Origin of the sequence: Promicromonospora sukumoe 327MFSha3.1 (genome assembly GCF_000385135.1) — a bacterium.
Taxonomy (GTDB): Bacteria; Actinomycetota; Actinomycetes; order Actinomycetales; family Cellulomonadaceae; genus Promicromonospora; species Promicromonospora sukumoe_B.
Window position 1 is genome coordinate 976610 of record NZ_ARQM01000010.1, and the last position, 24179, is coordinate 1000788.

Below are 24179 nucleotides of genomic sequence, written 5' to 3' on the forward strand. Positions count from 1 at the left end.
ACCATCCACCGTCTGATCAAACGCTTACCGCCCTGTAAGTTTTGTGTGTACGCTCGCACGCGGGGCGCCGGCCGTGAGCACGGCGCCAGAGAATCGCGGGCCCCGGACGAGGGCCTGCCGACGCGAGAGTGAGCTGTGGTGGACGAGCGCGAGCAGGAAGTCCGGCGACGGATCGACGCCCAAGAGCTGTACACGGACTTCGGTCCGGGCCTGGAGGCGCTGGAGGAGTCCCGGGTGCGCGGCAAGGAGCTCGCCCGGGAGTTCAACGGCCTCGAGCCGCGGGACGTGGCCGGCCGGCGCCGGGTGCTGGAGGAGCTCTTCGGCTCGCTCGGCGACCAGGCGTGGTTCGAGCCGCCGCTGTTCGTGGCCTACGGCGTGCACACCACGGTCGGCAACGGGGTCTACGCGAACACGGGCCTGACGCTGGTGGACGACGGGCCGGTCACCATCGGTAACGGCGTCATGTTCGCCCCGCACGTCACGATCACCGCCACCGGGCACCCGGTGCACCCGGACGTCCGCCCCCACGGCGAGCAGTTCTCCGCCCCGGTCGTCATCGAGGACGACGTGTGGATCGGCAGCAACGTCTCGATCATGCCGGGTGTCACGATCGGCCGCGGCTCAGTTGTCGCTGCCGGTGCCGTCGTCACCGCGAACGTGCCGCCGATGGTCGTCGTCGGCGGGGTGCCGGCCCGCATCCTGCGCGAGATCACCGACGCCGACCGCGAGTGGACGTACAAGGCCCCGCGGACCCTCACCGTCGACGCACGGGAGGCGGTCCGATGAGCGAGCGCACCGCGACGGCCGTCGCCGCCTACCTCGACCCGAGCCTGCCCGTCCCGGAGCGGGTCGCGGACCTGCTGTCCCGGATGACGGTGCCCGAGAAGGTCGGGCAGATGCTCCAGCTCGACGCCCGCGGCGACTACGAGGGCGACATCCTGCGCAAGCACGTGGGGTCGATCCTGCACACCTCGCCGAGCCGGCTGAAGCTGGCCCACGACCTGGTCGAGCAGACGCGCCTGCGCATCCCGCTGCTGGTGGGCGAGGACTGCATCCACGGGCACTCGTTCTTCGAGGGCGCGACGATCTTCCCGACCCAGCTCGGCATGGCGTCGTCCTGGGACCCGGAGCTGATCGAGCAGGCCGCCCGCGTCACCGCCGTCGAGGCGGCCGCGACCGGCGTCCACTGGACATTCAGCCCGGTGCTCTGCATCGCGCGCGACCTGCGCTGGGGCCGGGTGGACGAGACGTTCGGCGAGGACCCGTACCTGATCGGCGAGCTCGCCTCCGCCATGGTGCGCGGCTACCAGGGCTCTGGGCTCTCCGACCCGACGGCGATCCTGGCGACCGCGAAGCACTTCGCGGGGTACTCCGAGACGCAGGGCGGGCGGGACGCGTCAGAGGCGGACATCTCCCGGCGCAAGCTGCGCTCCTGGTTCCTGCCGCCGTTCGAGCGGGTCGCCAAGGAGGGCTGCGCCACCTTCATGCTGGGCTACCAGTCCATGGACGGCGTGCCGATCACCATCAACGACTGGCTCCTGAACGACGTGCTGCGCGGCGAGTGGGGCTACACCGGCACGCTGATCACCGACTGGGACAACGTGGGCCGGATGGTCTGGGAGCAGAAGATCCAGCCCGACCACGCCCACGCCGCGGCCGCGGCCGTGCGGGCCGGCAACGACATGGTGATGACCACGCCGCAGTTCTTCGAGGGCGCCCAGGAGGCCATCGCGGCCGGCCTGATGGAGGAGGCCGACCTGGACCGGGCCGTGGCCCGCATCCTGACGCTGAAGTTCGAGCTCGGCCTCTTCGAGGACCCGCGCCGGCCCGACGCCGAGCGCGCGACGAACCTGATCGGGTCCGCGGCGCACGCGGCCGTGAACCTGGACCTCGCGCGGCGGTCCCTGGTGCTGCTCCGCAACGTCGGCGGCACGCTGCCGATGGCGGGCGCCGACCGGCCCCGCCGCATCGCCGTCGTCGGGCCGCTGGCGGATGCCGCCCAGGCACAGCTCGGCGACTGGGCCGGCAGCTCGGGCCAGGCCGACTGGCTGCCCGACGGCCACCCGCGCGACATGATCACGACTGTGCTGGACGGGCTGCGCGAGCTGACCCCGCAGGACTGGACGGTGACCAGCGCGCTCGGCGCCGAGATCCTCTCCCTGGTGACGCCCCCGGAGGGCGAGACCTTCCCGGACGGGCAGCCCCGGCCCAAGGTGGTCGTCCCGCGCGACCCCGACGAGGCCCTGATCGCGCAGGCCGTCGAGCAGGCGCGGGACGCCGACTACGTCGTGGCCGTCGTCGGCGACCAGGTCGAGCTGGTGGGCGAGGGCCGGTCCACCGCGACGCTGGAGCTCGTGGGCGGGCAGGTCGCGCTGCTGGACGCGCTGGCCGAGACCGGGACGCCGCTGGTCGTCGTCGTCATGGCGTCCAAGCCGCTCGTGCTGCCGCAGTCCGCGCTGGACGCCGCGGCCGTGGTCTGGACGGCGAACCCGGGCATGGAGGGCGGCCGGGCGGTCGCCGAGCTGCTGCTCGGGCAGATCGAGCCGTCCGGGCGCCTGCCGATCTCGTTCGCCCGGCACGTGGGCCAGCAGCCCATCTACTACAACCAGCTCCGCGGCCAGCACGGGGACCGGTACGCCGACCTGACGCAGGAGCCCGCGTTCGTGTTCGGCGAGGGGATGTCGTACACCACGGTCGAGTACACCGGCCTCGAGCTGCGGTCCGCCGAGCTGGGCCCGGACGACACGATCCATGCCCGCGTGACCCTGACCAACACGGGCGCCCGTCCGGCGCGCGAGACGGTGCAGGTCTACGTCAGTGACACGGTGACGTCCGTGAGCTGGACCGACAAGGAGCTCAAGGCCTACCGGCAGGTGGACGTCGCCCCCGGGGAGAGCGTCGTGGTGGACCTCGACCTGCCGGTCGCGGACTGCACGATCGTGGACCAGGCGGGCGACCGCGTCGTCGAGCCGGGTGGGTTCGAGCTGCTGGTCGGGTGGTCGTCGCGGGACGCGGACCTGCTGCGGGTGCCGTTCTCTGTGACTGGGCGCTGATCGCGGGCCGTGCGGACGGGGCTCGCCCGTCCGCACGGCCGCCGTCATCCCCGCTGCACCGCCGCGAGGCCTTCGCGCAGGTCCTGGACGAAGTACTCCGGAACCTCCAGGGACGGGAAGTGCCCGCCCGCCTCCGGCGTCCGCCACCGCACGATCCGGCGGAACCGCTCCTGGGCCCAGGGCCGGGGCCACCGCTCGATGTCGTGGGGGTAGGTGGTGACCGCCGTCGGGACGTCGACCCGGAGGTCGGGGTCGAGGGAGGCGTGGCTCTCGGCGTAGATGCGGGCCGACGACGCGCCGGTGCGCGTGAGCCAGTACAGGGTGACGTTGTCCAGGACGCTGTCCCGGGACATCGTCTCGAACGGGCTGTCGGTCGTGTCCGACCACTCGGCGAACTTGTCGAGGATCCAGGCGAGCAGCCCGACCGGTGAGTCGACGAGCGAGTAGCCGATGGTCTGCGGCCGGGCCGCCTGCTGCTTCGCGTACGCCGCGCGGCGGCCCCAGAAGTCGCGGGACTCCTCGACCCAGGTGCGCTCGGCCGCCGTCAGCCCGTCCGTCGTCAGACCGGGCGGCGGCTGCGCGACGGTCGTGTGGATGCCGATGACGTGGTCCGGGAACCGGCCGCCGAGGATGGTGGTGACGACGCCGCCCCAGTCGCCGCCGTGGGCCAGGAACCGGTCGTAGCCGAGCCGTCCCATCAGCTCGACCCAGGCGGCCGCGATCCTCTCGATGCCCCACCCGGTGGTGGCCGGCCGCTCGCTGTGGCCGAACCCGGGCAGTGACGGGACGACGACGTGGAACGCGGGCGCGTCCGGGTTGGCCGGCTCGGCCAGCTCGTCGACCACGTGCGTGAACTCGGCGACGCTGCCCGGCCAGCCGTGCGTCAGGACCAGCGGCGTGGCGTCGGCCCGCGGGGAACGCCGGTGCAGGAAGTGGATGCCCAGGCCGTCGATCGTCGTCCGGAACTGGCCGATCCGGTCGAGGCGTGCCTCGAAGCGTCGCCAGTCGTACCCGGTGCGCCAGTAGTCCGCGACGTCGACGAGGTCGGTGAGGGGGACGCCCTGGTCCCACCGGCTCGGGCCGGGTGCGGAGCCGCGGACCGTCTCGGCCTCCGGCAGCCGAGCCGCGGCCAGCCGGGCGCGCAGGTCGTCGAGGTCGGCGTCGGTCGCACGGGTTTCGAACGGCTGCACGTCGCCTGGCTGGCTGGTCATGGGACCTCCTCGTCGGTGGTGCCGGCTCGGGCTCGCGGGAACCGGCTAAGACGGTTCTAGCAGCCGTTCACGACCAGCCGCAACCGGCTAAGGTGGTTCCATGACCGCTCGGTTCCCGGACTTCCGCCTCGGCAAGGTGCTCGCGACGAGTTTCACGGGCACGCTGTCGGAACGGCACGGTGACCCCGTGGAGCGCATCCCGACGCCGGGCCGGCTCGCCGACTGGCTGGCGGTGAGCGGCCTCGCCGTCCGGTCCTGTACCGCCGCGCAGCTCGAACGCGCGCGGGAGCTGCGGGAGGCGATCCACGAGGCGGCGACGGCGGGGGCGCGGCAGGAGGTGCTTCCCGCTGCGGCCGTTCGGGTCATCAACGACTTCAGTGTCCGGGGCCGTGCTTCCGCTGTCCTCGGCCCTGAGGGCGATCGGGAATGGCGGCTCTCGGCGACGTCGGCCGTCGACGACGCGCTGGGCGTCATCGCCGCCGATGCGATCGGGATCCTCGCGGGGGAGCGGGACGGCAAGCTGGCCCTGTGCGCCTCGCCGACCTGTCAGGCGGCGTTCTTCGACACCAGCCAGAGCCGGTCGCGCCGGTGGTGCGACATGGGCACGTGCGGGAACAAGGAGAAGAAGGCGCGGTTCCTCGCGAACCAGCGCCTTACGGCGTCGTAATTCCCGCGGCCGGGCGCGCGGAACGCGCAAGCTTGTCGAGGATGCGTACGAACCCGGTCTCGCCGACCACGGTGATGCCGTAGGACTCGGCCTTGCGGGCCTTGCCGGACATCGAGTCCGGGTCCGCCGCGACGACCAGTCGGACCTTCTTGGTGACGGCCGGATGCGGGACGAGTCCGGCCGCCCTGGCTCGGCGCTCCCATACGTCCCGCGGCTCGTCCATCGCCCCGGTGAAGACGACCAGGTCGCCGGGGGCGAGCGTGAAGCGGCTCGATCCCTGGTCGGTGGCGGAGGCGCTGCCAGCGTTCGGGTCTGCGCCCTGCGGGGACTCGAGGATGTCCTGTGCGTCGGCCTCGGAAACGTCGAGCATGCCGGCCACGGCCAGGAAGTCGGCCGCCTCGGTCGGGTCGAGCGTGCCATCGGTCCAGGCCACCGCGGCGAGCCCGGTGAGGTACTCGCGGTGCAGGGCCTCGGCGTCCGCCCGCCCGATCCCGACCTGGGCGCAGAACTCGGCGAGCTGGTCGTGCTCGCGGGCCGAGATGTGCCGGTCCAGCAGGGCGCGGTCGACCAGCTGGAGGTACTTCTCCTTCTCCCACGTGGTGACGGGTGAGGTGCAAGCCGTGGCGAGCCGGGCGAGGAAGTGGGCGTCGCGCTCGGTCGCGACGCCCCGCCGGACGGGCGCGGCCCCGGTGACGGGGATCATCGGCCAGGGAGTGGTCGCGGCGAGCTCGACGACATCGTCCCAGTCCGGGACGACGTTGCGGGCACCGTGGGCCAGGTAGATGCCCAGGAGCTCCGCCGCGGCGCGGGCGTCGGAGAGGGCCTCGTGCGCGGAGTCGAGGGTGACGCCGTGGTGGAAGCACGCACCGGCCAGGGAACGCGGGGCGGTCGGGAAGAGCTGGGCGCCGGTGCGCATCGTGCACAGGGTGGTGGGCGCGATGAGCGGGACGTCGTACCCGACCTCGGCGAACGCGTGCCAGACGAACCGGCGGTCGAACTGGGCGTTGTGCGCCACGAACGTGCGTCCGCGCAGCAGCTCGGCGACGATGCCTGCGACGTCGCCGAACGCCGGTGCGTAGCGGGCGTCGGAGGCGCTGATCCCGTGGATCTGCTGCGGCCCGAGGTCTCGCCCGGGATTGACGAGCGTGGTCCAGGTGCCCTCGATCTGGCCGTCGGAGTCGACCTGGACGATCGCGATCTCCGCGATCCGGTCGCTCCCGCCCGGGAACAACCCGGTCGTCTCCACGTCCACGACGGCGTACCCGGTCAATGCGTCTCCTCTCGCGGCGGCGTGCAGAACCGGGCAATCGTTCCAGGTGGCGTGAGGTCTTGCCGGGCGGCCCGCCGTGAACCGATGCCGGGCGAAATCTCCTTGCCCGCCCGTGCCACGATGCGACCGTGGAGATCACCGACGTCACGCGCGCCATCGCTGCTGCGACCTCGATCGCGACATCCCTCGACCTGCCGGCCGACGACGCCGTCGTCCTGCACGACTCCAACAAGCTGGCGCTGCGGCTGACGCCGTGCGACGTCTTCGCCCGCGTCGCCCCGCTGGGCCAGGAGGTGGCGCAGTTCGAGGTCGACCTCGCCCAGCGGCTCGTCGCGGCGGGAGCCCCGCTGGCGGCGCTGGAACCTCGGGTGGACCCGCGCGTGTACGTGCGCGACGGCTTCGCCGTGACGCTGTGGACCTACTACGCGCCCGTGTCGCCCGAGCCGTCACCGGCCGACGTCGCCAAGGCGCTGAAGCTGCTGCACGACGGCATGCGCACCGTCGACCTGCCGAGCCCGCGCTTCACGGACCGGATCACGGAGGCGCAGGAGATCGTCGCCGACCCGGACCGCTCGCCCGAGCTGGCCGACGCCGACCGCGCGCTCCTCGGCGGCAGGCTCGCCGGCCTGCGCCGGGCGATCGACGACCGCGGCGCCGTCGAGCAGCTGCTGCACGGCGAGCCGCACCCGGGCAACGTGCTCGTCACGGAGCACGGCCCGCTGTTCATCGACCTCGAGACCTGCTGCCGCGGGCCCGTCGAGTTCGACCTCGCCCACATGGCCGAAGCGGTCGCCGAGCACTACCCGGGGGTCGATCAAGAGCTGCTCGACGACTGCCGGCAGCTCGTCCTCGCGATGGTCGCCGCCTGGCGGTGGGACGTCGACGACCAGTTCCCGCGGGGGAGGCAGTTCGGCGAGGAGCTCCTGCGCGTGCTGCGCGCGGGCGCCCCGTGGCCGACGCTCGACGCCGTGGTCAGGCGAGTGGACGGGCTGTAGGCCTCCAGGGGGACGGGCCGGCGCAAGATCAGACCTCGGGGGGAGGACTCGGGCGCACCTGTCTGCCTACGTTGGGCACATGGCACCCACCGGACCGGACGACCAGGACGGCGACGACGCCGGAACGACCACCGGCTGGAGCTGGGGCGCCGGTGTCGCCGTCGGCCTGTGCATCGGGGTGGCGCTCGGCATCACGCTGGACAACCTCGCGATCGGCATCGCGCTCGGTGTGGCGTTCTTCCCGGTGTTCGCGATGGTGCGGGGCACCGCCCCGGCCGAGGACGAGACTCTCGGCGAGAACGAGAAGCCGTAGACCAGGGTCGTCAGGCGCAGATGCCCTCGGGCAGCTCCTCGGGGGTCGGGCTGGTCCGCGGCTCGGCGGGCTGGTCGTCGGTCGTCCCGTCGCTCGGCGGGCCGGCGTCGCCGTCGGCCGCCGCTTCCTCGCCGCCCGCACCGCCGCCCGCGCCCTCGCTCACACCGACGCTCGCACTCGGCGAGCCCGACGGCTCCGGGGTCTCCAGCGTGACGTCCTCCGGCGGCTGGTCGGCCGCGAGCCGGTCGAAGATCTCGGAGGTCTCCGGCGACCAGGACACGGTCGCGCCGTCGGCGTTGTCGTAGACCGGGACCGACGTCATGACGATGTTGCGCTTCTCGATCTGCCGCAACGACCACGCCAGCCCCGCCACGTTCCCCGGGTCCGCGATCGCCGGGTCCGCGCTGAGCGAGCCCAGCGCCGCGTTGATCAGCCGGTACGTCCTGGTGGGGTCGGCCAGCGTCTCCGCGGAGAGCATCTGCCGCATCGTCGCGTTGATGAACATCTGCTGCCGCTCGATCCGCGCCAGGTCGCTGCCCATCTCCAGTCCCAGGCCCGTGCCCTTGCGCACCCGCAGGAACTGGATCGCCGTCTTCCCGTCCAGCCGGTTCTCCCCGGCCTCCAGGTCGATCCGCGCGGAGCGGGGGTCGCCGTGCAGCGCCTCCGGCAGGCACATCCGGACGCCGCCGAGCGCGTCGACGACGTCGATCACGCCGTTCATCTTCACCACGGCGTGGTTGGACACCGTGACGCCCGTCAGCGAGTTGACCGTGTTGATGGTGCAGGCCGCCGCGTACCGCATGTCAGCGGCAGCGCCGCCGCTGCCCGTCGAGAACGCCGAGTTGAACCGGCCCGTGTACGGCGCGCTCCGCGACCCGTCCGGGAGCTCGCACGCCGGGATGGCCAGCATGGAGTCGCGGGGGATGGACACGACCTCGATCCACTGCCGGTCGGCCGCGATGTGCACCAGCATCGTGGTGTCGGACCGCATGCCGTCGACCACGCCCCCGATGTCGGCGTTCGACCCGTCCCGGATGTCCGTGCCCATCAGCAGCAGGTTGACGGGCTCGTCCTTGAACGGGTCGGACGGGTCCTTCGGCTTGACCTGCTCGGCCACCAGGCCGTCGAGGTCCTGCACGTCGATCTGCGAGACGGCGTTGTGGTACGCCGTCGCCCCGGCCGCGGTGCCGAAGGCCAGCGTGCCGACGACGCTCATCGTGACGGTGCGGACCACGAACGCCCTGCGCCAGCTGCGCACGTGGCGCGGCTGCCGCTCACCGGACCGCGCGTGCCGGGGGACCCCGGGAACTGTCTCGCCGACCGGCCGGACCGCCGTCCAGAAGTCGCTCATGCGGACATCCTGGGCACCGGCCCATGAACCGGGGCTGAACGAACCTGAAGAGACGTTCAGCAAGAATCTCAGCGGTCCTGGTGCTCGGGGAGCCGGAGCGCGAGCCGGGCCCCGCCCGTGGGCGCGTCCGACAGCTCCGCGGTCCCGCCGGTGTGCTGTGCCGCCTCGGCCACGATCGCGAGCCCGAGCCCGGAGCCGCCGCTGACCCGGCTGCGGGCGTCGTCGCGGCGCTCGAACCGGTGGAAGATCCGCTCCCGGTCCTGCTCCGGGACGCCGTCGCCGTCGTCGTCGACGTACAGCACGACCTGGCTCGCCGCCGTGGTGAGCGTGAGGTCGATGCGGGTGCGGGCGTGCCGCCGCGCGTTCTCCGCGGCGTTGCGGACGGCGCGCACGAGGAGCACCTCGTCCCCGAGCACGCGGGCCGGGCCGACCCGGGTCGTGTCGACCACGATCCCCAGCGTGCGCAGCCGCGCGGCCTCGGCCAGGACGACGTCGTCCAGGTCGATCTCGCGCCGGTTCCGCGTCATCCCCTCGTCGAGCCTGGCCAGGAGCAGCAGGTCGTCGATCAGCTCGTGCAGGCGCGCCGCCTCGACGTCGACGGTGCCCGCCAGGGTGCCCAGGTCGGTCGTGTCGGGGTGCCGGAGCGCGACCTGGGTGTGCTGGCGGATCGCGGCCACCGGCGACCGCAGCTCGTGCGAGGCGTCGGAGACGAACCGCCGCTGGGCGCGCTGCGCGGCCTCGAGCTTGTCGAGCATCTTGTTCATCGTGGAGGTCAGGAGCGACACCTCGTCGGTGCCGCCCGGCGGTGCGATGCGGCGGGTCAGGTCGTCGCCCGCGGACTCCACGTCCCGCCGGATCCGCTCGACGGGCTGCAGCGAGCGTCCGACGACGATCCAGATCATCAGCGCGACGAAGGCGCTGACCGCGGGCACCGCCACGGCCATCAGCGTGGTCGCCGCGCGCACCGCCTCGTCGGCGGTGTCCAGGGAGCGGCCGACGACGACGTGGTGCACGCGGCCGTCCAGGGTGACGGGGGCGGACTGGACCAGGTACCGCTCGTCGAGCACGCTCACGATCCGCTCGCTGTCGGAGACGGGCAGCGGGAGGGTGTCCTTGAGGTCCTCGTCGGCGACGCCGACCACCTCGCCGTCGAGCTGGAGCTGGATGATCACCTCGTCGGCGTCGAACTTGGCCAGCTCCCCGGCCGTCGCGCTGTCCAGCGCGAACTGCTGGGCCTGGTCCTCGGCCGTCTGCGCCTCCGACCCGACCAGCGAGCGCTCCAGCAGCGTGACGACGGCGAACCCGCCGACGGCGAGCACCGCCAGCACGATCCCGACGGTCGAGGCGGTGATCCGGACGCGGAGCGAGAACCGGCGGCCGCCGGGTAGCGGGTCCCGCCCCACCGGCTCACGCCGCATGGGGCATCAGCCGGTAGCCGGCTCCGCGCACGGTCTGGATCGTGTCGAGCGCGAACGGCTTGTCCAGCTTGGCGCGCAGGTGCCCGATGTAGACCTCGACGATGTTCGAGTCGCCCTCGAACTGGTCCTCCCAGACCGCGGCGAGGATCTCGCTCTTGCTCCGTACGGTGCCGGCCTCCCGCGCCAGGAAGACCAGGACGGCGAACTCCCGGGCGGTCAGCTTCACCGGCGCCGCGCCGCGGTGCACCTCGCGGGTGGCGAGGTCGACGCGCAGGTCGCCGACGACGAGGGTGGTGGGGCGCTCCGGCCGGCCCCGGCGGATCAGCGCGCGCAGCCGGGCGAGCAGCACCACGTGCTCCGTGGGCTTGACGACGTAGTCGTCGGCGCCGAGGTCCAGGCCCTCGACCTGGTCCCAGGCGCCGTCCTTGGCCGTGAGCATGAGGATCGGGGTCCAGTTGCCCTCGTCGCGCAGCGTCTGGCAGACGGCGTAGCCGTTCATGCCCGGCATCATCAGGTCCAGGACGATCGCGTCGTAGCTCACCTCGCGTGCGCGCCAGAGGCCGTCCGTGCCGTTGTGGGCGAGGTCCACGGAGAAACCCTCCGCCTCCAGGCCGCGGCGCAGGCCGTCGGCGAACCGCACCTCGTCGTCGACCACGAGCACACGCATGGGACCACCTTTCCTCCGGCCGGACGCCCCATCGTCTCCGATGTTCCCTGAACGAGTGCTGAACGCGCCTGAGGCCGGCGTCTTCATCTCCCCTTCAGGTTCGTGGACCTACGGTCGGCACGTGAGCGCAGCTGACCCCACCCCTGAACTCGACGGCATCGCCCTGTGGACCGTGGAACTCATGGAGACGCTCGGCGCCCCTGGTGCCGGCCTGGCGATCTTCGTCGAGAACCTGTTCCCGCCGATCCCCAGCGAGGTCGTCCTCCCGATGGCCGGTTTCGCCGCGCGGCTCGGGGACCTGTCCCTCGCCGGCGCGATCATCTGGACCACCATCGGCTCCGTCGCCGGCGCCTGGGTGCTCTACGGCCTCGGAGCGTGGCTGGGCCACGACCGCATGCGCGCCATCGGCGCCCGGATCCCCCTCGTCGACGTCGAGGACATCGACCGGACGACCGCCTGGTTCGCGCGGCACGGCACCAAGGCGGTCTTCTTCGGGCGGATGGTCCCGCTGTTCCGCAGCTTCATCTCGATCCCCGCGGGCACCGAGCGCATGAGCCTGCCGGTCTTCACCGTGCTCACGGCCGCGGGGAGCCTGATCTGGAACAGCATCTTCGTCGTCGCCGGCTACCTGCTCGGGGCCAACTGGCACGCCGTCGACCCGTACGCCTCGGTGCTGCAGTACATCGTGGTCGCGGCCGTCGCCGCCGGCCTCGTCTGGTTCGTGGTGGGTCGCGTCCGACGACGCCGCACGCGGCGGCCGGCCGAGCAGCAGGCCACGGCGACCCGGGGCGATTGACTCTGCCCCAGGGGCACGGTCTCTCATGGGTGCGTGACTAACGAGGAGAGACCGATGCGCCGACCGAGGCACCAGGAGATCCGCCCCGAGCTGCTGATCGTCGAGGACCTCATGCTGCTCCTGCTCGACGACGAGTCGGGTGTGGTGAAGGGTGAGGCCAACCTGCACTACACGCTCGGCGGGGCAGTGCTCATGGAGCTCGCGCTGCTGGGCCGGGTCGACCTCGACCACAGGAAGCGGGTGCACGCCGTCGCGGGTGAGGCGCTCGGCGACACGATCCTGGACGAGGCGATGCGGCAGGTGGCCAAGCGGCCCCGGCACGTGCACACGGTCCTCGTCGACATCGGGCTGGAGCTGGACGGGCAGCTGCGCCACCGGCTGGTGGAGCGGGGCATGCTGGCCAGGGAACGGTCCAAGATGCTGGGCATCATCCCGGTGACCAGGATGCCCGCGCAGGACCTCCCGTACGAGGCGGCGCTGCTGGAACGGGTCCGCGCCGTGCTCGAGGACGGCGCGGCACCCGACTCGCGCACCGCCGCCCTGACGGCCGTGCTCTCCGCCGGCGGGACGCTCGCGGAGCTCCACCCGGCGATCCGCAGGTCGCGCGCGGTGACCGAGCGCGCCCGTGAGCTGCGGGAGGGCACCTGGGGCGCGGCGGCGGTCAACCAGGCCATCCTGGTGGCGGCCGTCGCGTCGATCGGCGGCGCGGTCGCGGAGGCCGCGGTGGGCGGCGACGCGTCGCAGTGAGGTGCGAACGGTCGCCCGACGGCGCGCTCACGGGCCGGAGACGGTGAAGCCCTGCTCGTTGCCGTACCTCACGATCGAGTCCTGCCAGTCGGTGAGGCTGTCCGCGAGCGTCGTCGAGCCCGTGTAGGCCTGGCCGACCGTGTCGGGGAACACGCTGTTCGCGTAGACCTGGTACGGCAGGTACTGCCAGCCGGGAACGACGCCGGTCGCGGACGCGGAGAGCACCTCGTTGATCCGCTGTCCGCCGAAGTACTTCGGCTCCATGGCCAGGAACTCGGGGCTCGTGAGGTCCGCCGTCGTCGCCGGGAAGTTCCCGTGGTCGAGCCGGACCTGCACCCCGTCGCCGGCGTTCGCGTACTGGAGGAACCCGTAGGCCAGCGCCTTCTGGGTGCTGGCCTCGGTCACCGACAGCGCGGAGCCGCCGTTCTCCGCGGTCGCGGTCGCGCCCTTCGTCCACTGCGGCATGGGCGCCACCCGCCAGTCGCCGGCCGCCCCCGGTGCGCCCGACGCGAGGTTCGCGGGCATCCACGCCCCCGTCACCAGCGCGGCGATCGTCCCGTCGCCGAGCCGCTGGAACCACTCGTCCGACCACTCCGGCACCTTCGCCACCAGGTCGTCGTCCAGGAGCTGCTGCCACATGCCGGCGAACCTGGCGGAGCCCTCGTCGGTCAGGTCGACGCGCACCGTGGTCCCGTCGACGGTGTAGGGCGACCCACCCGCCTGCCAGATCATCGAGGTCGCGAACCCGGCGTTGCCGTCGTCCGCGACGAGGTAGGTATCACTGTCGTACGCGTGGATCTTCCGTGCGGTCTCGACGAACTCGTCCCACGTCGCCGGTACCTTGGCGCCGGCCGCCTCGAAGGTCCGCGCGTTGTAGAACAGCGCCATCGGGCCGGAGTCGATCGGCAGGCCGTACACGGCGCCGTCGTCGGTCACGGCCTCCCAGGTGCCGGGGGAGTAGGTGCCGTCCAGGTCTCGCGCGCCGAGCGGCGCGAGGTCCGCGAGCGACCCCGCGATGGAGAACTGTGGCAGGGCGTAGTACTCGACCTGCGCGACGTCGGGTACGCCCGAGCCCGCGCGGATCGCGTTCTGCAGCACCACGTAGTGGTCGTTGCCCGTGCCGACGTTCGCCAGCTCGACGTCCACGTTCGGGTACTCGGCCTCGAAGTCCTCCACGACATGCTCCAGCGTGGGCTCCCAGGCCCAGACCAGCAGGTCGCCGCCCTCCTGGAGCGCCGCGGAGACGGCGTCGGGGGACAGGTCGGCCGCCGCGCCGGTGGTGGGCGAGGTGCCGCACCCGGCCAGGACCGCCGCTGCGACCCCCGTCACGGCGAGCAGTGCGCCGGTACGGCGGGGGAAGCCGGTGTCTCGTGCCACAGGAACTCCGTTTCGGGTCGGCGTCTGCGTCGACGTCTGCCAGGCAGGCATTCGTACCGTAGCGCCACCTGGCCGGATACCGGGGGCGGCACGTCCTACGGTCTCCACCGGCCTCTACCGGCTCCGGAGCCGGACCGCCGCCCCGGGACTCACACCGAGAAGTACTTCGCCTCCGGGTGGTGGAACACGAACGCGTCCGTCGACTGCTCGGGATGCAGCTGCAGCTCGTCCGACAGCGTGACGCCCACCCGCTCGGGCCGCAGCAGCTCGACGACCTTGTGCCGGTCCTCCATGTCGGGGCAGGCGGGGTAGCCGAGCGACATCCGCGCCCCGCGGTACTCCAGCTTGAACATGCCCTCCACGGTGCTGGGCTCCTCGGACGCGAACCCGAGCTCGGAGCGCACCCGCGCGTGCCAGAACTCCGCCAGCGCCTCCGTGAGCTGCACCGAGAGGCCGTGCAGCTCCATGTACTCGCGGTACCTGTTCGCCTCGAACAGCTTCGCGGTGTGCGCCGAGACCGTGTCACCGACCGTCACGAGCTGCACCGGCAGCACGTCGAACTGCCCCGTCTCCTCGACCCACGAGCGCGGCCGCACGAAGTCGGCCAGGCACAGGTGCCGGTCGCGGCGCTGCCGCGGGAAGTGGAACCGCAGCCGCTCGGTGCCGGGCTCGCCGCCGGACCCGCCGTCGGGCGCCCCGATCCCGGCGAGGTCGCCGTGGTGCGCGACGACGACGTCGTCGCCCTCCGACCAGACCGGGAAGTACCCGTAGACCACCGTGGGGTCCATGATCTGGTCCGTGCGGATGCGGTCCAGCCACTCCGCCAGCCGCGGGCGGCCCTCGGTCTCCACCAGCTCCTCGTACGAGGCGCCGTCCGCCGAGCGGCCCGGCTTGAGGCCCCACTGGCCCATGAACGTGGCCCGCTCGTCCAGGAACGCCGCGTACTCCGCAAGCTGGACGCCCTTGACGATGCGCGTGCCCCAGAACGGCGGGGCCGGCACGGGGTTGTCGGTCGCGACGTCTGACCGGGCGGGCAGGTCCTCCTGGGCCGTCTGCGTCACCGTGACCACGTTGTGCCGCCGCTTGCGCAGGGCCGGCAGGCCAACGTCGTCCGGCGATGCCCCGCGCGCGACCCGCACCAGCGGCTCCATGAGCCGCAGCCCCTCGAACGCGTCCTTCGCGTACCGCACCGTTCCGGGGAAGGCGCCGGCGAGGTCGTCCTCGACGTAGGTCCGCGTCAGCGCGGCGCCGCCCAGCAGCACCGGCCAGCGCTTCTCGTACCCGCGCGAGGCCAGCTCCTCCAGGTTCTCCTTCATGACCACCGTCGACTTCACGAGCAGCCCCGACATGCCGATGACGTCGGCGTCGTGCTCGATCGCGGCGTCGATCATGGCGCTCACCGGCTGCTTGATGCCGATGTTCACCACCGTGTAGCCGTTGTTCGTCAGGATGATGTCCACGAGGTTCTTGCCGATGTCGTGCACGTCGCCGCGCACCGTCGCCAGCACGATCGTGCCCTTGGAGCCGGAGCCCTCGATCTTCTCCATGTGCGGTTCCAGCAGCGCGACGGCGGCCTTCATCACCTCGGCCGACTGGAGCACGAACGGGAGCTGCATCTCGCCCTTGCCGAACAGCTCGCCCACCACCTTCATACCCTCCAGCAGGTGGTCGTTGACGATGTCCAGCGCCTTCATCCCGGAGCCCAGGGCCTCCTCGATGTCGGGCTCCAGGCCCTTGCGGGCGCCGTCGATGATGCGCCGCGCGAGCCGCTCGCCCACGGGCAGCGCCAGCAGCTCCGCGGCGCGGGCGTCCCGGATCGCCCCGGCGTCCACGCCCTCGAACAGGTCCAGCAGCTTGGACAGCGGGTCGTAGGTCAGGTTGCCGTCGGCGTCCCACTCGCGCTTGTCCCACACCAGGTCGAGCGCCGTCTGCCGCTGCTCGTCGGGGATGGAGGACAGCGGCAGGATCTTCGCCGCGTGCACGATCGCCGAGTCCAGCCCGGCCTCGACCGCCTCGTGCAGGAACACCGAGTTCAGCACCGCGCGCGCCGCCGGGTTGAGGCCGAACGACACGTTGGAGACGCCGAGCGTGGTGTGCACGCCGGGGTACTTCTGGTTGATGCGCCGGATCGCCTCGATCGTCTCGATGGCGTCGCGCCGCGTCTCCTCCTGGCCGGTCGCGATGGGGAACGTCAGGGCGTCGACGATGATGTCGTCCACCCGCATGCCCCAGTCGCCCACCAGCGTGTCGATGAGCCGGGACGCGATGGCGACCTTGCCGTCGGCCGTGCGCGCCTGCCCCTCCTCGTCGATCGTCAGGGCGACGACGGCGGCGCCGTGCTCCACGACCGCCGGCATGATGCGGCCGAACCGCGACGCCGGCCCGTCGCCGTCCTCGAAGTTGACCGAGTTGACGACGCCGCGGCCGCCCAGCAGCTCCAGGCCCGCGCGGATCACGGCGGGCTCCGTGGAGTCGATCACCAGCGGCAGCGTGCTCGCGGAGGCGAGGCGGGAGACGACGTCCCGCACGTCCGCGACGCCGTCGCGCCCCACGTAGTCCACGCACACGTCCAGCAGGTGCGCGCCGTCGCGGGTCTGGGCGCGGGCGATGTCGACGACGTCGTCCCAACGGCTCTCCAGCATCGCCTCGCGGAACGCCTTGGAGCCGTTCGCGTTGGTGCGCTCGCCGATCGCGAGGAAGCTCGTCTCCTGGCGGAGGTCCGTCGCGGAGTACAGCGAGGCGACGGCGTTCTCCCGCGCCGGCTCGCGCGGGGCCACGGGCTGCCCGCCCACGGCCTCGACCACGAGCCGCATGTGCTCCGGCGTGGTGCCGCAGCAGCCGCCCACCAGGCCCAGGCCGAACTCGCGCGCGAACTGCGTGTGCGCCGCCGCGAGCTCCTGCGGCGTCAGCGGGTAGGACGCGCCGTGCGGACCCAGCACCGGCAGGCCCGCGTTCGGCATGCACGCCACCGGCATCTGCGCGTGCTGCGACAGGTGCCGCAGGTGCTCGCTCATCTGCTCCGGGCCGGTCGCGCAGTTCATGCCGATCGCGTCGATGTCCAGGGCCTGCAGCGCCACCAGCGCCGCGCCGATCTCCGAGCCCATCAGCATGGTCCCGGTGGTCTCGACCGTCACCGACACGATGATCGCCACCCGCCGCCCGACGCCGCCCTCCGACGCCGCGGCCATCGCCTGCCGGCAGCCCGTGACCGCAGCCTTGGCCTGCAGCAGGTCCTGGCTCGTCTCGATCAGCAGCGCGTCCGCGCCACCCTCGATCAGCCCGGCGGCCTGCTCCGCGAACGTGTCGCGCAGGTGTGCGTACGTGGTGTGACCCAGCGACGGCAGCTTGGTGCCCGGCCCCATCGAGCCCAGCACCCAGCGCGGCTTGTCCGGCGTCGAGAACGCGTCGGCGCGCTCCCGCGCGATCCGGGCGCCCTCGCGGGCCAGCTCGCGGATGCGGTCGTCGATGCCGTAGTCCGACAGGTTCGACCAGTTGGCTCCGAAGGTGTTCGACTCGATCGCGTCGACGCCCACCTCGAGGAACGCGTCGTGCACCCCGGCGATCAGGTCGGGCCGCGAGACCGTCAGGATCTCGTTGCAGCCCTCCAGCCCCTGGTAGTCGTCCAGGGTGGGATTCGCCTCCTGGATCATCGTGCCCATGGCGCCGTCCGCCACGACCACGCGCGTGCGCATGGCCTCCAGCAGGGCGGCGGAGCGCTCGGCGAGCGCGGGCAGGGCGGCGGGGAGTGCGGTCACCCGGGCAGCGTAAGCCTTGGTTCGACGACGACGCCGTGCGTGCCCGGCCGTCGATACCGCGGGAGTATCGTCCCTGCATGACGACGCACGACTACCTGGCCTCCCTGTTCTCCCTGGAGGGCCGCACCGCCGTGGTGACCGGCGGCAGCTCCGGCATCGGCCGCGCCATCGCCGAGGCGCTCGCCCTGGCGGGTGCGCGCACCGTGCTCCTGGCCCGCGGCGCCGACCGCCTCGACGGGGTAGCGACCGGCCTGCGCGAGCGCGGCTGCACCGTGGAGACCGTGGTCGCCGACCTCTCCACGCGTCCCGGCATCCGCGCCGCCGCCGACGCGGTCGCCGAGGTGGGCGAGCCCGACGTCATCGTCAACAGCGCGGGCATCAACCTGCGCCCCCACCTCGGCCAGGTCGACCAGGAGACCTGGGAGGTCACCATGACCGTCAACCTGGAGGCGCCGTTCCAGCTCGGGCAGCGGTTCGCGCCCGGCATGGCGGCCCGCGGCTTCGGCCGGCTCATCCACATCAGCTCGCAGCAGGCCCACCGCTCGTTCGTCGACAGCGGCGTCTACGGCGTCTCGAAGGGCGCCCTCGAGTCGCTCGCCCGCTCCCAGTCCGAGGCCTGGTCCGCGCGCGGCGTCACCGCCAACACCCTCGTGCCCGGCTTCGTCCTCACGCCCCTGAACCAGCACCTGCAGGACGACGCCGAGAAGGTCACCGCACTCGCCGCCCGCACCACCGTGGGCCGCAACGGCGTGCCCGAGGACTTCGCGGGCGCCGCCGTCTTCCTCGCGAGCGCCGCCTCCGGTTACGTCACGGGCCACTCGCTGTTCGTCGACGGCGGCTTCTCGGTCCACTGACCCGCCGCGGGGCGGGGGCGAAGCCTGCGCGGCTGGAGGGGTAACGGAGACGTAGCACTGCTACCTGCTCGTTACCCTCCTCGCTGCGAAGACTTCTTCCCGGCGGGTGGCGGCGGCGGAGGGACAGGCGTCGGGCGCCCGTCAGTCCGTCAGTCCGGTGGGGCGGAGACGGGCTCCCGGTCCAGCTCCGCGCGTGCGGCGAGGCTGGCTCGCCGCAGGACGTCGATCTGCGCCGGGTTGTACAGCTCGACGACGGCCTCGGCGAACATCTCCCGGGTGACCTGCTCGCTCTTGGACAGGTGCGCTCCTGGTTCGGTCAGCCAGGGGTAGCGCCGCAGCTGGCGCACGATCTCCGGGGTGAGCTCCTCCACGACCCGCTGCCGCGTGACCTCGTCCGCGTCGACGGGCAGGGCGTCGAAGCCGATGCCGCTGCTGGTCGGCGCCTCCTCGATCATGCGCCGCAGGTCGGCCAGGGCGTCCCGGCTGTAGAGCTGGGTGTACACGTGGATGAGCGCGTTGGCGGCCGAGGACAGCCTGGACGCGACGGTCTCGAAGCCCCGCGGGACGTCCGGCGAACCCCGCACGGCAGGTCGGCGTTGACCCTGTCCCAAGGTCACGGGCTTGACTGGTTCAGCACGTCCGCGAGAGGAAGGCCCACGATGCCCGGCACCATGTCGCTGCCCGGCTGCGACGAGCAGCTGCGCGACGCCCTGGACGACGCGATCCGCGCCCGCACGGTCACCGACGCGGAAGCGGACACGTACCTGTGGCTCCTCCAGGCGCGGCCGAGCCGGTAGCGCTCAGCCCCGGACCGGCACCGGCAGCCGCACCTGGCGGCCGGGCTCGTCCTGCCCGTCGAGCTGCCGCGCCAGCAGGTCCATCGCGGTGCGGCCCAGCTCCTCGCCGTCCACGTCGATGGCGGGGGTGTGCTCCAGGCCGAGCGCCTCGATGACCGTGGGCTCGGTGCTCACCACCAGGTCGCGCGGCACCTCCACGCCCCGCGTGCCCAGCGCGAGCAGCAGGCCAAGCCCGATCGACGTCGCGTAGGGGACGACGGCGGTCGCGCCCGTCTCGACGACGGCGGGCGTCACCTCGACCCCCGCGACGAACGTCGCCGGCCGGGGGCCGAGCACGGTCAGCTCCGCCCCGGCCGCGCGGGCGGCGTCCCGCACGGCGGCGGTGCGCTGCCGGTCCTGCCACGACCCCTCGGGCCCGCCCACGTAGACGATGCGCTCGTGACCCTCGGCGGCGAGCCGGGACGTCAGGGTGCCGAAGGCGGAGGCGGTGTCGGCCACGACGGACGTCATGCCGTCGATCTCGCGGTCGACCAGCACGGCGGGCTTGGCCGCGCCCGCGCTCGCCACCAGTGTGTCGCTGCCGCGCGGCGCCACCACCAGGAACCCGTCCACCTGGCGGGCGAGGCGCTCCACGGCGCTCGCGGAGTCCAGGGCGTGCACGGCCACGGTGAGCTGGAGACCCGCCTCCTCGGCGCGCGCCTGGGCCCCGGCGATGATCGGCGTGAAGAACGTGTTGTCCAGGGTGGGGACCACGATCGCGATGATGCCGGTGCGTCCGCGGGCGAGCTCGCGCGCCGCCCGGTTGGGCACGTAGCCGAGCCGCGCGGCCGCCGCCGTGACGCGCACGGCGGTCTCGGCGGCCACCAGGCCGCTCCCGTTCAGCGCGCGCGACGCGGTCGCCTTCGAGACGCCGGCCACCGCGGCGACGTCGGACAGATCAGGCACCGTACCTCCTTTGTCGGTGGGGACACTCTAGACGGCCGATGCAACCGATTCCGCCCGCTCTGCCCGGCCTCGTAACAGGAAGTTAACGAGACGGGGCGGGAGCACGGGCGCGTATGCCTTAGGGTCCGATGGAACCGGTTCCATCAACGAAAGACGGCTCGTGCGAGCACGTTCCACACTTCTGCTGCTCCTGCCGGGGCTGGCCTTCCTGCTCGTCGGGTTCCTGCTGCCGGCGGTCGCGATGCTCTTCGCCCCGCCGGGCGTGACGTTCGCCCAGGTGATCGAGCGCATGGGCGCGATGCTGACCGACCCCTACGACCTCGGCATCATCTGGCGCACCGTGCGCATCGGCCTGATCGTCACCGCACTGTGCGTGGTGCTCGGCTTCCCGATCGCGTCGCTGCTGGCCCGGTCGCAGTCCCGCTGGGCGGGCGTGCTGCTCGCGCTGGCGATCTTCCCGCTGCTGCTGAGCAACGTGGTGCGCACCTTCGGCTGGCTCGTGGTGCTCGGCTCGAACGGCGTCATCGGCCAGCTCCTGACCGGGCTGGGCATCGTCGAGAAGGCGCCCCAGCTCCTGTACACCGAGCTGGCGATCGTGCTGGGCCTGGTCCAGCTCTTCCTGCCGCTGGCGGTCATCACGTGCTACTCCGCCGTCGCGCAGGTCGATCCCGGTCTCGACGAGGCGGCCCGGGGCCTGGGCGCCAGCCGCACGCGGTCCTTCTGGACCATCCTGGTGCCGCTGTCGCTGCCGGGCATCGTGGTCGCCGCCACGCTCGTCTTCGCGGGCTCGGTGACGGCCTACACGACGCCGTACCTGCTGGGCGGGTCCAGCCAGCGCATGCTGTCGACCCAGCTCTTCTCCTACGCGAGCGTCACCGTGGACTGGGCCGCGGCGTCGGCCACCGCGATCGTCATGACGGTGCTGGTCTTCCTGGTCTCCGGGATCTCGGCGCTGGTGGGCCGGAAGGGAGCCACCTCGTGAGCCGGGGCCTGAAGCTGCGCCACCCCGTGGCGGGCACGCTCGCCGTCGCGGGCTACGTGATCATGATCGTGCCCATCCTGTTCGTCGTGGCCACGGCGTTCACGGCCGGGAGCACGCTGCGCTTCCCGCCCGAGGGGCTGTCGCTGAAGTGGTTCGGCGAGGCGCTGGCCTACTCGCCGTTCATGGAGGCCGTGGTCTCCAGCCTGGAGCTCGCCGTGCTGGCCACGGCGCTGGCCCTGGTGCTCGGCGTGCCGGTCACGCTGGCGATCCACCGCGGCAGGCTGCCCGGCAAGGGCCTGCTGGAGGGCCTGTTCCTCTCGCCGCTCGTGGTGCCGGAGCTGGTCGTGGGCCTGGCGCTGTACCAGCAGCTCATGATCGGCCTGCACCTGGACAACTTCACCACCCTGCTGCTGGGTCACACCGCCCTGCTGCTGCCGTACGCCGTCCGCGTCACCGGGGCGTCGCTCGCGCTGGCCGACCCGGCCCTGGAGGAGGCGGCCCGCGGCCTGGGCGCCTCGCCGCTGAGGGCGTTCGTCACCGTCACCCTGCCGATGCTCCGGCCGGGCCTCATCTCGGCGGGGCTGCTCGGCTTCGTCACCTCGTTCAACAACGTGCCGCTGTCGCTGCTGCTGCAGACCCGCGACTTCCGGACGCTGCCCGTCACGATGCTCGACTACGTCCAGCAGAGCTACGACCCGATGGTGGCCGCCGCCTCCACGCTCGTGCTCGCCGCGACGGTCGTCGTCGCCGTGGTTGCCGAGCGCACGGTCGGCTTCGCCAAGATCTTCGGAGGGATCAACCGATGACCACCCCCGCCGCCGAGCTCGTCGGCGTCTCCCAGCGGTTCGGCAGCTTCACCGCCGTCGACTCGATCGACCTGCGCATCCCGCGCGGCCGCCTGACCACGCTGCTGGGCCCCAGCGGCTGCGGCAAGACCACCACGCTGCGCATGCTCGCCGGGTACGCGACGCCGACGTCGGGCCGCATCCTCATCGACGGCCAGGACGCCACGCGCACGCCGCCGGAGAAGCGCGACCTGGGCATGGTGTTCCAGTCCTACGCGCTGTTCCCGCACCTCACGGTCGCGGACAACGTGGCGTACGGCCTGACCATGCGCAAGGTGCCGGCGCCCGAGCGGCGCCGCCGGGCGGCCGAGGCGCTGGAGCTCGTGGGCCTGGGGCACCTGGGCGACCGCAAGCCCAAGCAGCTCTCGGGCGGCCAGCAGCAGCGCGTCGCGCTGGCCCGCGCCGTCGCCATCCGCCCGCGCCTGCTGCTCCTGGACGAGCCGCTGTCCAACCTGGACGCGCGGCTGCGCGTGCAGATGCGCGCCGAGATCCGCCGCATCCAGTCGGAGACCGGGCTCACGGTCGTCCTCGTCACGCACGACCAGGACGAGGCCCTGGAGATGTCCGACGAGATGGTGCTGATGCGTGCCGGCAAGGTCGTGCAGACCGGCGCGCCGCGCGACGTCTTCCCCGCGCCGGCCGACAGGTTCGTCGCCGAGTTCCTCGGCTACGAGAACTTCCTGACCCTGGCCGACGGCCGCGAGGCCGCCGTCCGCCCCGAGCACCTGTGCGTCGTCCCCGCGGACACCCCGCTGGACGGGCAGGCCGACGGCGCTGTCGTGCTGGACGCCGTCGTGCGCGACGTCGCCTACCGCGGTGTCGACGTGCTCGTGACCTGCGAGGCCACCGACCCGGCCGGTACCACCGTGCGCCTGGTCGCCGACCACCGTGCCGACCACACCGCTGCCGGGGCCGGACCGGCCCCGGCCGCCGGCGACCGCGTCCGCCTGCTCGCGCCCACGGCGCGGCTGGCCCCGCTGACCGCCGAACCCGCAACCGAAGGAATCTCATGACCCACGCCGTGCCCGTCCGCCGCCTCACGGCCCCGACCGCCCGCCGCTCCGCGGCCGTCGTCGCGGGCCTCGCGGCCACCGCCCTGCTCGCCTCCGGCTGCTCCGCCGGGGACGACGCCGCGGCCGAGGACACCATCGTCGTGTCCACGTTCCCGTTCGGCGTCGAGGAGTTCCAGGAGGCCGTGATCGACCCGTTCACCGCCGAGACCGGGATCAAGGTCGAGGTGGAGACCGGCTCGAACGCCGACCGGCTCTCGCAGCTCCAGGTGGCGGGCGACAGCTCCGGCATCGACGTCATGCTGCTGTCCGACTACTACGCCGCGCTGGGCCAGGAGACCGACCTGTTCCAGCAGGTCGACGCCGCCAAGGTGCCCGCCCTCGACGAGGTCGCCGACTTCGCGCTGGAGGACTCCTACGCGGGCCCCGCGTACAGCTACCAGCTCAACGGGACCATCTACTCGACCGAGGCGCTTTCGGCCGACGAGGCCGCCGACTGGGACCTGTACGGCGACGCCGCGCACGCCGGGAGCCTCGCGCTGCCCGACATCTCGGTCACGGCCGGCCAGCTCATGATCTCGGGCGTGGGGGAGACGTACGGCGACGGGCCGTACGACATCGACACCTCGCTGGACACCATCGGCGGCTGGGCGCCGGGCATCCTGCAGTTCTACTCGTCCTCCACCGAGGTGACGAACCTGCTCACCCAGGGCGAGATCGTCGCCGCCGACTCCCTGAGCGGCTTCGCGACCGACCTGGTCGCCTCGGGCGAGCCGTTCGCGTGGACGCCGCCGGCCACCGGCCGGTACATGGCCACCAACCGCGCCATGATCCCCGCGGGCGCCCCGAACGCCGACGGCGCGCACCAGTTCATCGACTACCTGCTGTCGGCCGAGGCGCAGACGAAGTCCGCCGAGCTCGTGGGCGACCTGCCGGTCAACCCCTCCGCCACGGTGCCGGACTCGATCTCGGCCGTGGTCGGCGACATCGCGGCCGACCCGGTCGCCGCGGGCTACGCGACGCTCGACCCGGCGGAGCTGGTGCCCACGCGCGGCGAGTGGGTGGACCGGTTCGCCCGTGAGGTGACGGCCGGCTGACCGGGCCCGACACCATGACGAGCACTGAC

At 72.6% G+C, this 24179-nt stretch carries 22 protein-coding genes; 13 read left to right on the top strand and 9 right to left on the bottom strand.

Annotation, left to right across the window (positions count from 1 at the left end; genetic code table 11):
- Positions 1–138: 138 nt before the first annotated feature.
- Positions 139–786, top strand: a complete 648-nt coding sequence (locus H291_RS0108040) for a sugar O-acetyltransferase (protein WP_157236771.1) — start codon at positions 139–141, stop codon at positions 784–786.
- On the top strand, positions 783–3053 hold the full coding sequence (locus tag H291_RS0108045; RefSeq protein ID WP_020014472.1) for a glycoside hydrolase family 3 N-terminal domain-containing protein: 2271 nt from the start codon (positions 783–785) through the stop codon (positions 3051–3053). The genes H291_RS0108040 and H291_RS0108045 overlap by 4 nt, the downstream gene beginning before the upstream one ends.
- A 44-nt stretch (positions 3054–3097) precedes the next feature.
- Here the strand turns inward: H291_RS0108045 and H291_RS0108050 are convergent, their stop codons facing one another.
- Positions 3098–4264, bottom strand: coding sequence for an epoxide hydrolase family protein (locus tag H291_RS0108050; protein WP_020014473.1), 1167 nt, complete (start codon positions 4262–4264; stop codon positions 3098–3100).
- Positions 4265–4364: 100 nt separating this feature from the next.
- On the opposite strand from H291_RS0108050, the gene H291_RS0108055 reads away from it, so the two are divergent.
- Complete coding sequence (locus tag H291_RS0108055) at positions 4365–4931, top strand: CGNR zinc finger domain-containing protein (protein WP_020014474.1); 567 nt, start codon at positions 4365–4367, stop codon at positions 4929–4931.
- On the opposite strand, the gene H291_RS0108060 is transcribed toward H291_RS0108055, so the two are convergent.
- On the bottom strand, positions 4918–6201 hold the full coding sequence (locus H291_RS0108060) for an exonuclease domain-containing protein (RefSeq protein ID WP_020014475.1): 1284 nt from the start codon (positions 6199–6201) through the stop codon (positions 4918–4920). The two genes, H291_RS0108055 and H291_RS0108060, sit on opposite strands and share 14 nt — an antisense overlap.
- Positions 6202–6329: 128 nt before the next feature.
- Between H291_RS0108060 and H291_RS0108065 the strand changes: the two genes are divergently transcribed.
- Entirely contained in the window at positions 6330–7196 is an 867-nt protein-coding gene (locus H291_RS0108065; protein ID WP_020014476.1) for a phosphotransferase, read from the top strand.
- A 79-nt stretch (positions 7197–7275) separates the two neighbouring features.
- Positions 7276–7509, top strand: coding sequence for a hypothetical protein (locus H291_RS29140; protein ID WP_020014477.1), 234 nt, complete (start codon positions 7276–7278; stop codon positions 7507–7509).
- 10 nt (positions 7510–7519) lie between these two features.
- Here H291_RS29140 and H291_RS29145 read toward each other — a convergent pair whose 3' ends face one another.
- The 3 genes from H291_RS29145 to H291_RS0108085 all read right to left on the bottom strand — a co-directional run bounded on the left by H291_RS29145 (position 7520) and on the right by H291_RS0108085 (position 10945).
- Positions 7520–8860, bottom strand: a complete 1341-nt coding sequence (locus tag H291_RS29145; protein WP_020014478.1) for an LCP family protein — start codon at positions 8858–8860, stop codon at positions 7520–7522.
- A 68-nt stretch (positions 8861–8928) separates the two neighbouring features.
- Positions 8929–10278, bottom strand: coding sequence for a sensor histidine kinase (locus H291_RS0108080; RefSeq protein ID WP_020014479.1), 1350 nt, complete (start codon positions 10276–10278; stop codon positions 8929–8931).
- Positions 10268–10945: a response regulator transcription factor gene (locus H291_RS0108085; RefSeq protein ID WP_020014480.1), complete on the bottom strand. Its 678-nt coding sequence runs from the start codon at positions 10943–10945 to the stop codon at positions 10268–10270. The genes H291_RS0108080 and H291_RS0108085 overlap by 11 nt, the downstream gene beginning before the upstream one ends.
- 181 nt (positions 10946–11126) lie before the next feature.
- Between H291_RS0108085 and H291_RS0108090 the strand changes: the two genes are divergently transcribed.
- Both H291_RS0108090 and H291_RS0108095 read left to right on the top strand, forming a co-directional pair.
- A complete protein-coding gene (locus tag H291_RS0108090; protein WP_020014481.1) occupies positions 11127–11741 on the top strand; it encodes a DedA family protein in 615 nt (204 codons plus the stop codon).
- 54 nt (positions 11742–11795) lie between these two features.
- The gene (locus H291_RS0108095; RefSeq protein ID WP_020014482.1) at positions 11796–12488 is read left to right on the top strand and encodes a GOLPH3/VPS74 family protein; all 693 of its coding nucleotides are present in this window, start codon (positions 11796–11798) and stop codon (positions 12486–12488) included.
- A gap of 27 nt (positions 12489–12515) precedes the next feature.
- Here H291_RS0108095 and H291_RS0108100 read toward each other — a convergent pair whose 3' ends face one another.
- Both H291_RS0108100 and metH read right to left on the bottom strand, forming a co-directional pair.
- Entirely contained in the window at positions 12516–13865 is a 1350-nt protein-coding gene (locus H291_RS0108100) for an ABC transporter substrate-binding protein (RefSeq protein WP_020014483.1), read from the bottom strand.
- A 149-nt stretch (positions 13866–14014) separates the two neighbouring features.
- A complete protein-coding gene (metH, locus tag H291_RS0108105; protein ID WP_084468078.1) occupies positions 14015–17557 on the bottom strand; it encodes a methionine synthase in 3543 nt (1180 codons plus the stop codon).
- A 140-nt stretch (positions 17558–17697) separates the two neighbouring features.
- Between metH and H291_RS0108110 the strand changes: the two genes are divergently transcribed.
- Complete coding sequence (locus H291_RS0108110) at positions 17698–18474, top strand: SDR family NAD(P)-dependent oxidoreductase (protein WP_020014485.1); 777 nt, start codon at positions 17698–17700, stop codon at positions 18472–18474.
- 149 nt (positions 18475–18623) lie between these two features.
- Here H291_RS0108110 and H291_RS29150 read toward each other — a convergent pair whose 3' ends face one another.
- On the bottom strand, positions 18624–19058 hold the full coding sequence (locus tag H291_RS29150; protein ID WP_020014486.1) for a hypothetical protein: 435 nt from the start codon (positions 19056–19058) through the stop codon (positions 18624–18626).
- Positions 19059–19133: 75 nt separating this feature from the next.
- On the opposite strand from H291_RS29150, the gene H291_RS33700 reads away from it, so the two are divergent.
- Positions 19134–19271 (top strand): hypothetical protein, encoded by a 138-nt coding sequence (locus H291_RS33700; protein ID WP_020014487.1) that lies wholly within the window; start codon positions 19134–19136, stop codon positions 19269–19271.
- Between the two features lie 3 nt (positions 19272–19274).
- Here the strand turns inward: H291_RS33700 and H291_RS0108125 are convergent, their stop codons facing one another.
- Complete coding sequence (locus tag H291_RS0108125; protein WP_020014488.1) at positions 19275–20216, bottom strand: LacI family DNA-binding transcriptional regulator; 942 nt, start codon at positions 20214–20216, stop codon at positions 19275–19277.
- Positions 20217–20376: 160 nt separating this feature from the next.
- Here H291_RS0108125 and H291_RS0108130 point away from each other — a divergent pair, with 160 nt between their 5' ends.
- The 4 genes from H291_RS0108130 to H291_RS0108145 are packed head-to-tail and all read left to right on the top strand — an operon-like array spanning position 20377 to position 24150.
- Positions 20377–21198, top strand: coding sequence for an ABC transporter permease (locus H291_RS0108130; protein ID WP_020014489.1), 822 nt, complete (start codon positions 20377–20379; stop codon positions 21196–21198).
- Complete coding sequence (locus H291_RS0108135) at positions 21195–22004, top strand: ABC transporter permease (protein ID WP_020014490.1); 810 nt, start codon at positions 21195–21197, stop codon at positions 22002–22004. The genes H291_RS0108130 and H291_RS0108135 overlap by 4 nt, the downstream gene beginning before the upstream one ends.
- Positions 22001–23056, top strand: coding sequence for an ABC transporter ATP-binding protein (locus H291_RS0108140; RefSeq protein WP_020014491.1), 1056 nt, complete (start codon positions 22001–22003; stop codon positions 23054–23056). Before H291_RS0108135 ends, H291_RS0108140 begins: the two co-directional genes overlap by 4 nt.
- A complete protein-coding gene (locus tag H291_RS0108145) occupies positions 23053–24150 on the top strand; it encodes an extracellular solute-binding protein (RefSeq protein ID WP_020014492.1) in 1098 nt (365 codons plus the stop codon). The genes H291_RS0108140 and H291_RS0108145 overlap by 4 nt, the downstream gene beginning before the upstream one ends.
- Positions 24151–24179 lie beyond the last annotated feature (29 nt).

What these genes read in the sequence shown, in the direction of transcription:
- H291_RS0108045 (WP_020014472.1), top strand. Translation starts at nt 783, where the DNA reads ATGAGCGAGCGCACCGCGACGGCCGTCGCCGCCTACCTCGACCCGAGC.
- H291_RS0108050 (WP_020014473.1), bottom strand. Translation starts at nt 4,264, where the DNA reads ATGACCAGCCAGCCAGGCGACGTGCAGCCGTTCGAAACCCGTGCGACC.
- H291_RS0108055 (WP_020014474.1), top strand. Translation starts at nt 4,365, where the DNA reads ATGACCGCTCGGTTCCCGGACTTCCGCCTCGGCAAGGTGCTCGCGACG.
- H291_RS29140 (WP_020014477.1), top strand. Translation starts at nt 7,276, where the DNA reads ATGGCACCCACCGGACCGGACGACCAGGACGGCGACGACGCCGGAACG.
- H291_RS29145 (WP_020014478.1), bottom strand. Translation starts at nt 8,860, where the DNA reads ATGAGCGACTTCTGGACGGCGGTCCGGCCGGTCGGCGAGACAGTTCCC.
- H291_RS0108080 (WP_020014479.1), bottom strand. Translation starts at nt 10,278, where the DNA reads ATGCGGCGTGAGCCGGTGGGGCGGGACCCGCTACCCGGCGGCCGCCGG.
- H291_RS0108085 (WP_020014480.1), bottom strand. Translation starts at nt 10,945, where the DNA reads ATGCGTGTGCTCGTGGTCGACGACGAGGTGCGGTTCGCCGACGGCCTG.
- H291_RS0108090 (WP_020014481.1), top strand. Translation starts at nt 11,127, where the DNA reads ATGGAGACGCTCGGCGCCCCTGGTGCCGGCCTGGCGATCTTCGTCGAG.
- H291_RS0108095 (WP_020014482.1), top strand. Translation starts at nt 11,796, where the DNA reads ATGCGCCGACCGAGGCACCAGGAGATCCGCCCCGAGCTGCTGATCGTC.
- metH (WP_084468078.1), bottom strand. Translation starts at nt 17,557, where the DNA reads ATGCGCACGCGCGTGGTCGTGGCGGACGGCGCCATGGGCACGATGATC.
- H291_RS0108110 (WP_020014485.1), top strand. Translation starts at nt 17,698, where the DNA reads ATGACGACGCACGACTACCTGGCCTCCCTGTTCTCCCTGGAGGGCCGC.
- H291_RS33700 (WP_020014487.1), top strand. Translation starts at nt 19,134, where the DNA reads ATGCCCGGCACCATGTCGCTGCCCGGCTGCGACGAGCAGCTGCGCGAC.
- H291_RS0108140 (WP_020014491.1), top strand. Translation starts at nt 22,001, where the DNA reads ATGACCACCCCCGCCGCCGAGCTCGTCGGCGTCTCCCAGCGGTTCGGC.
- H291_RS0108145 (WP_020014492.1), top strand. Translation starts at nt 23,053, where the DNA reads ATGACCCACGCCGTGCCCGTCCGCCGCCTCACGGCCCCGACCGCCCGC.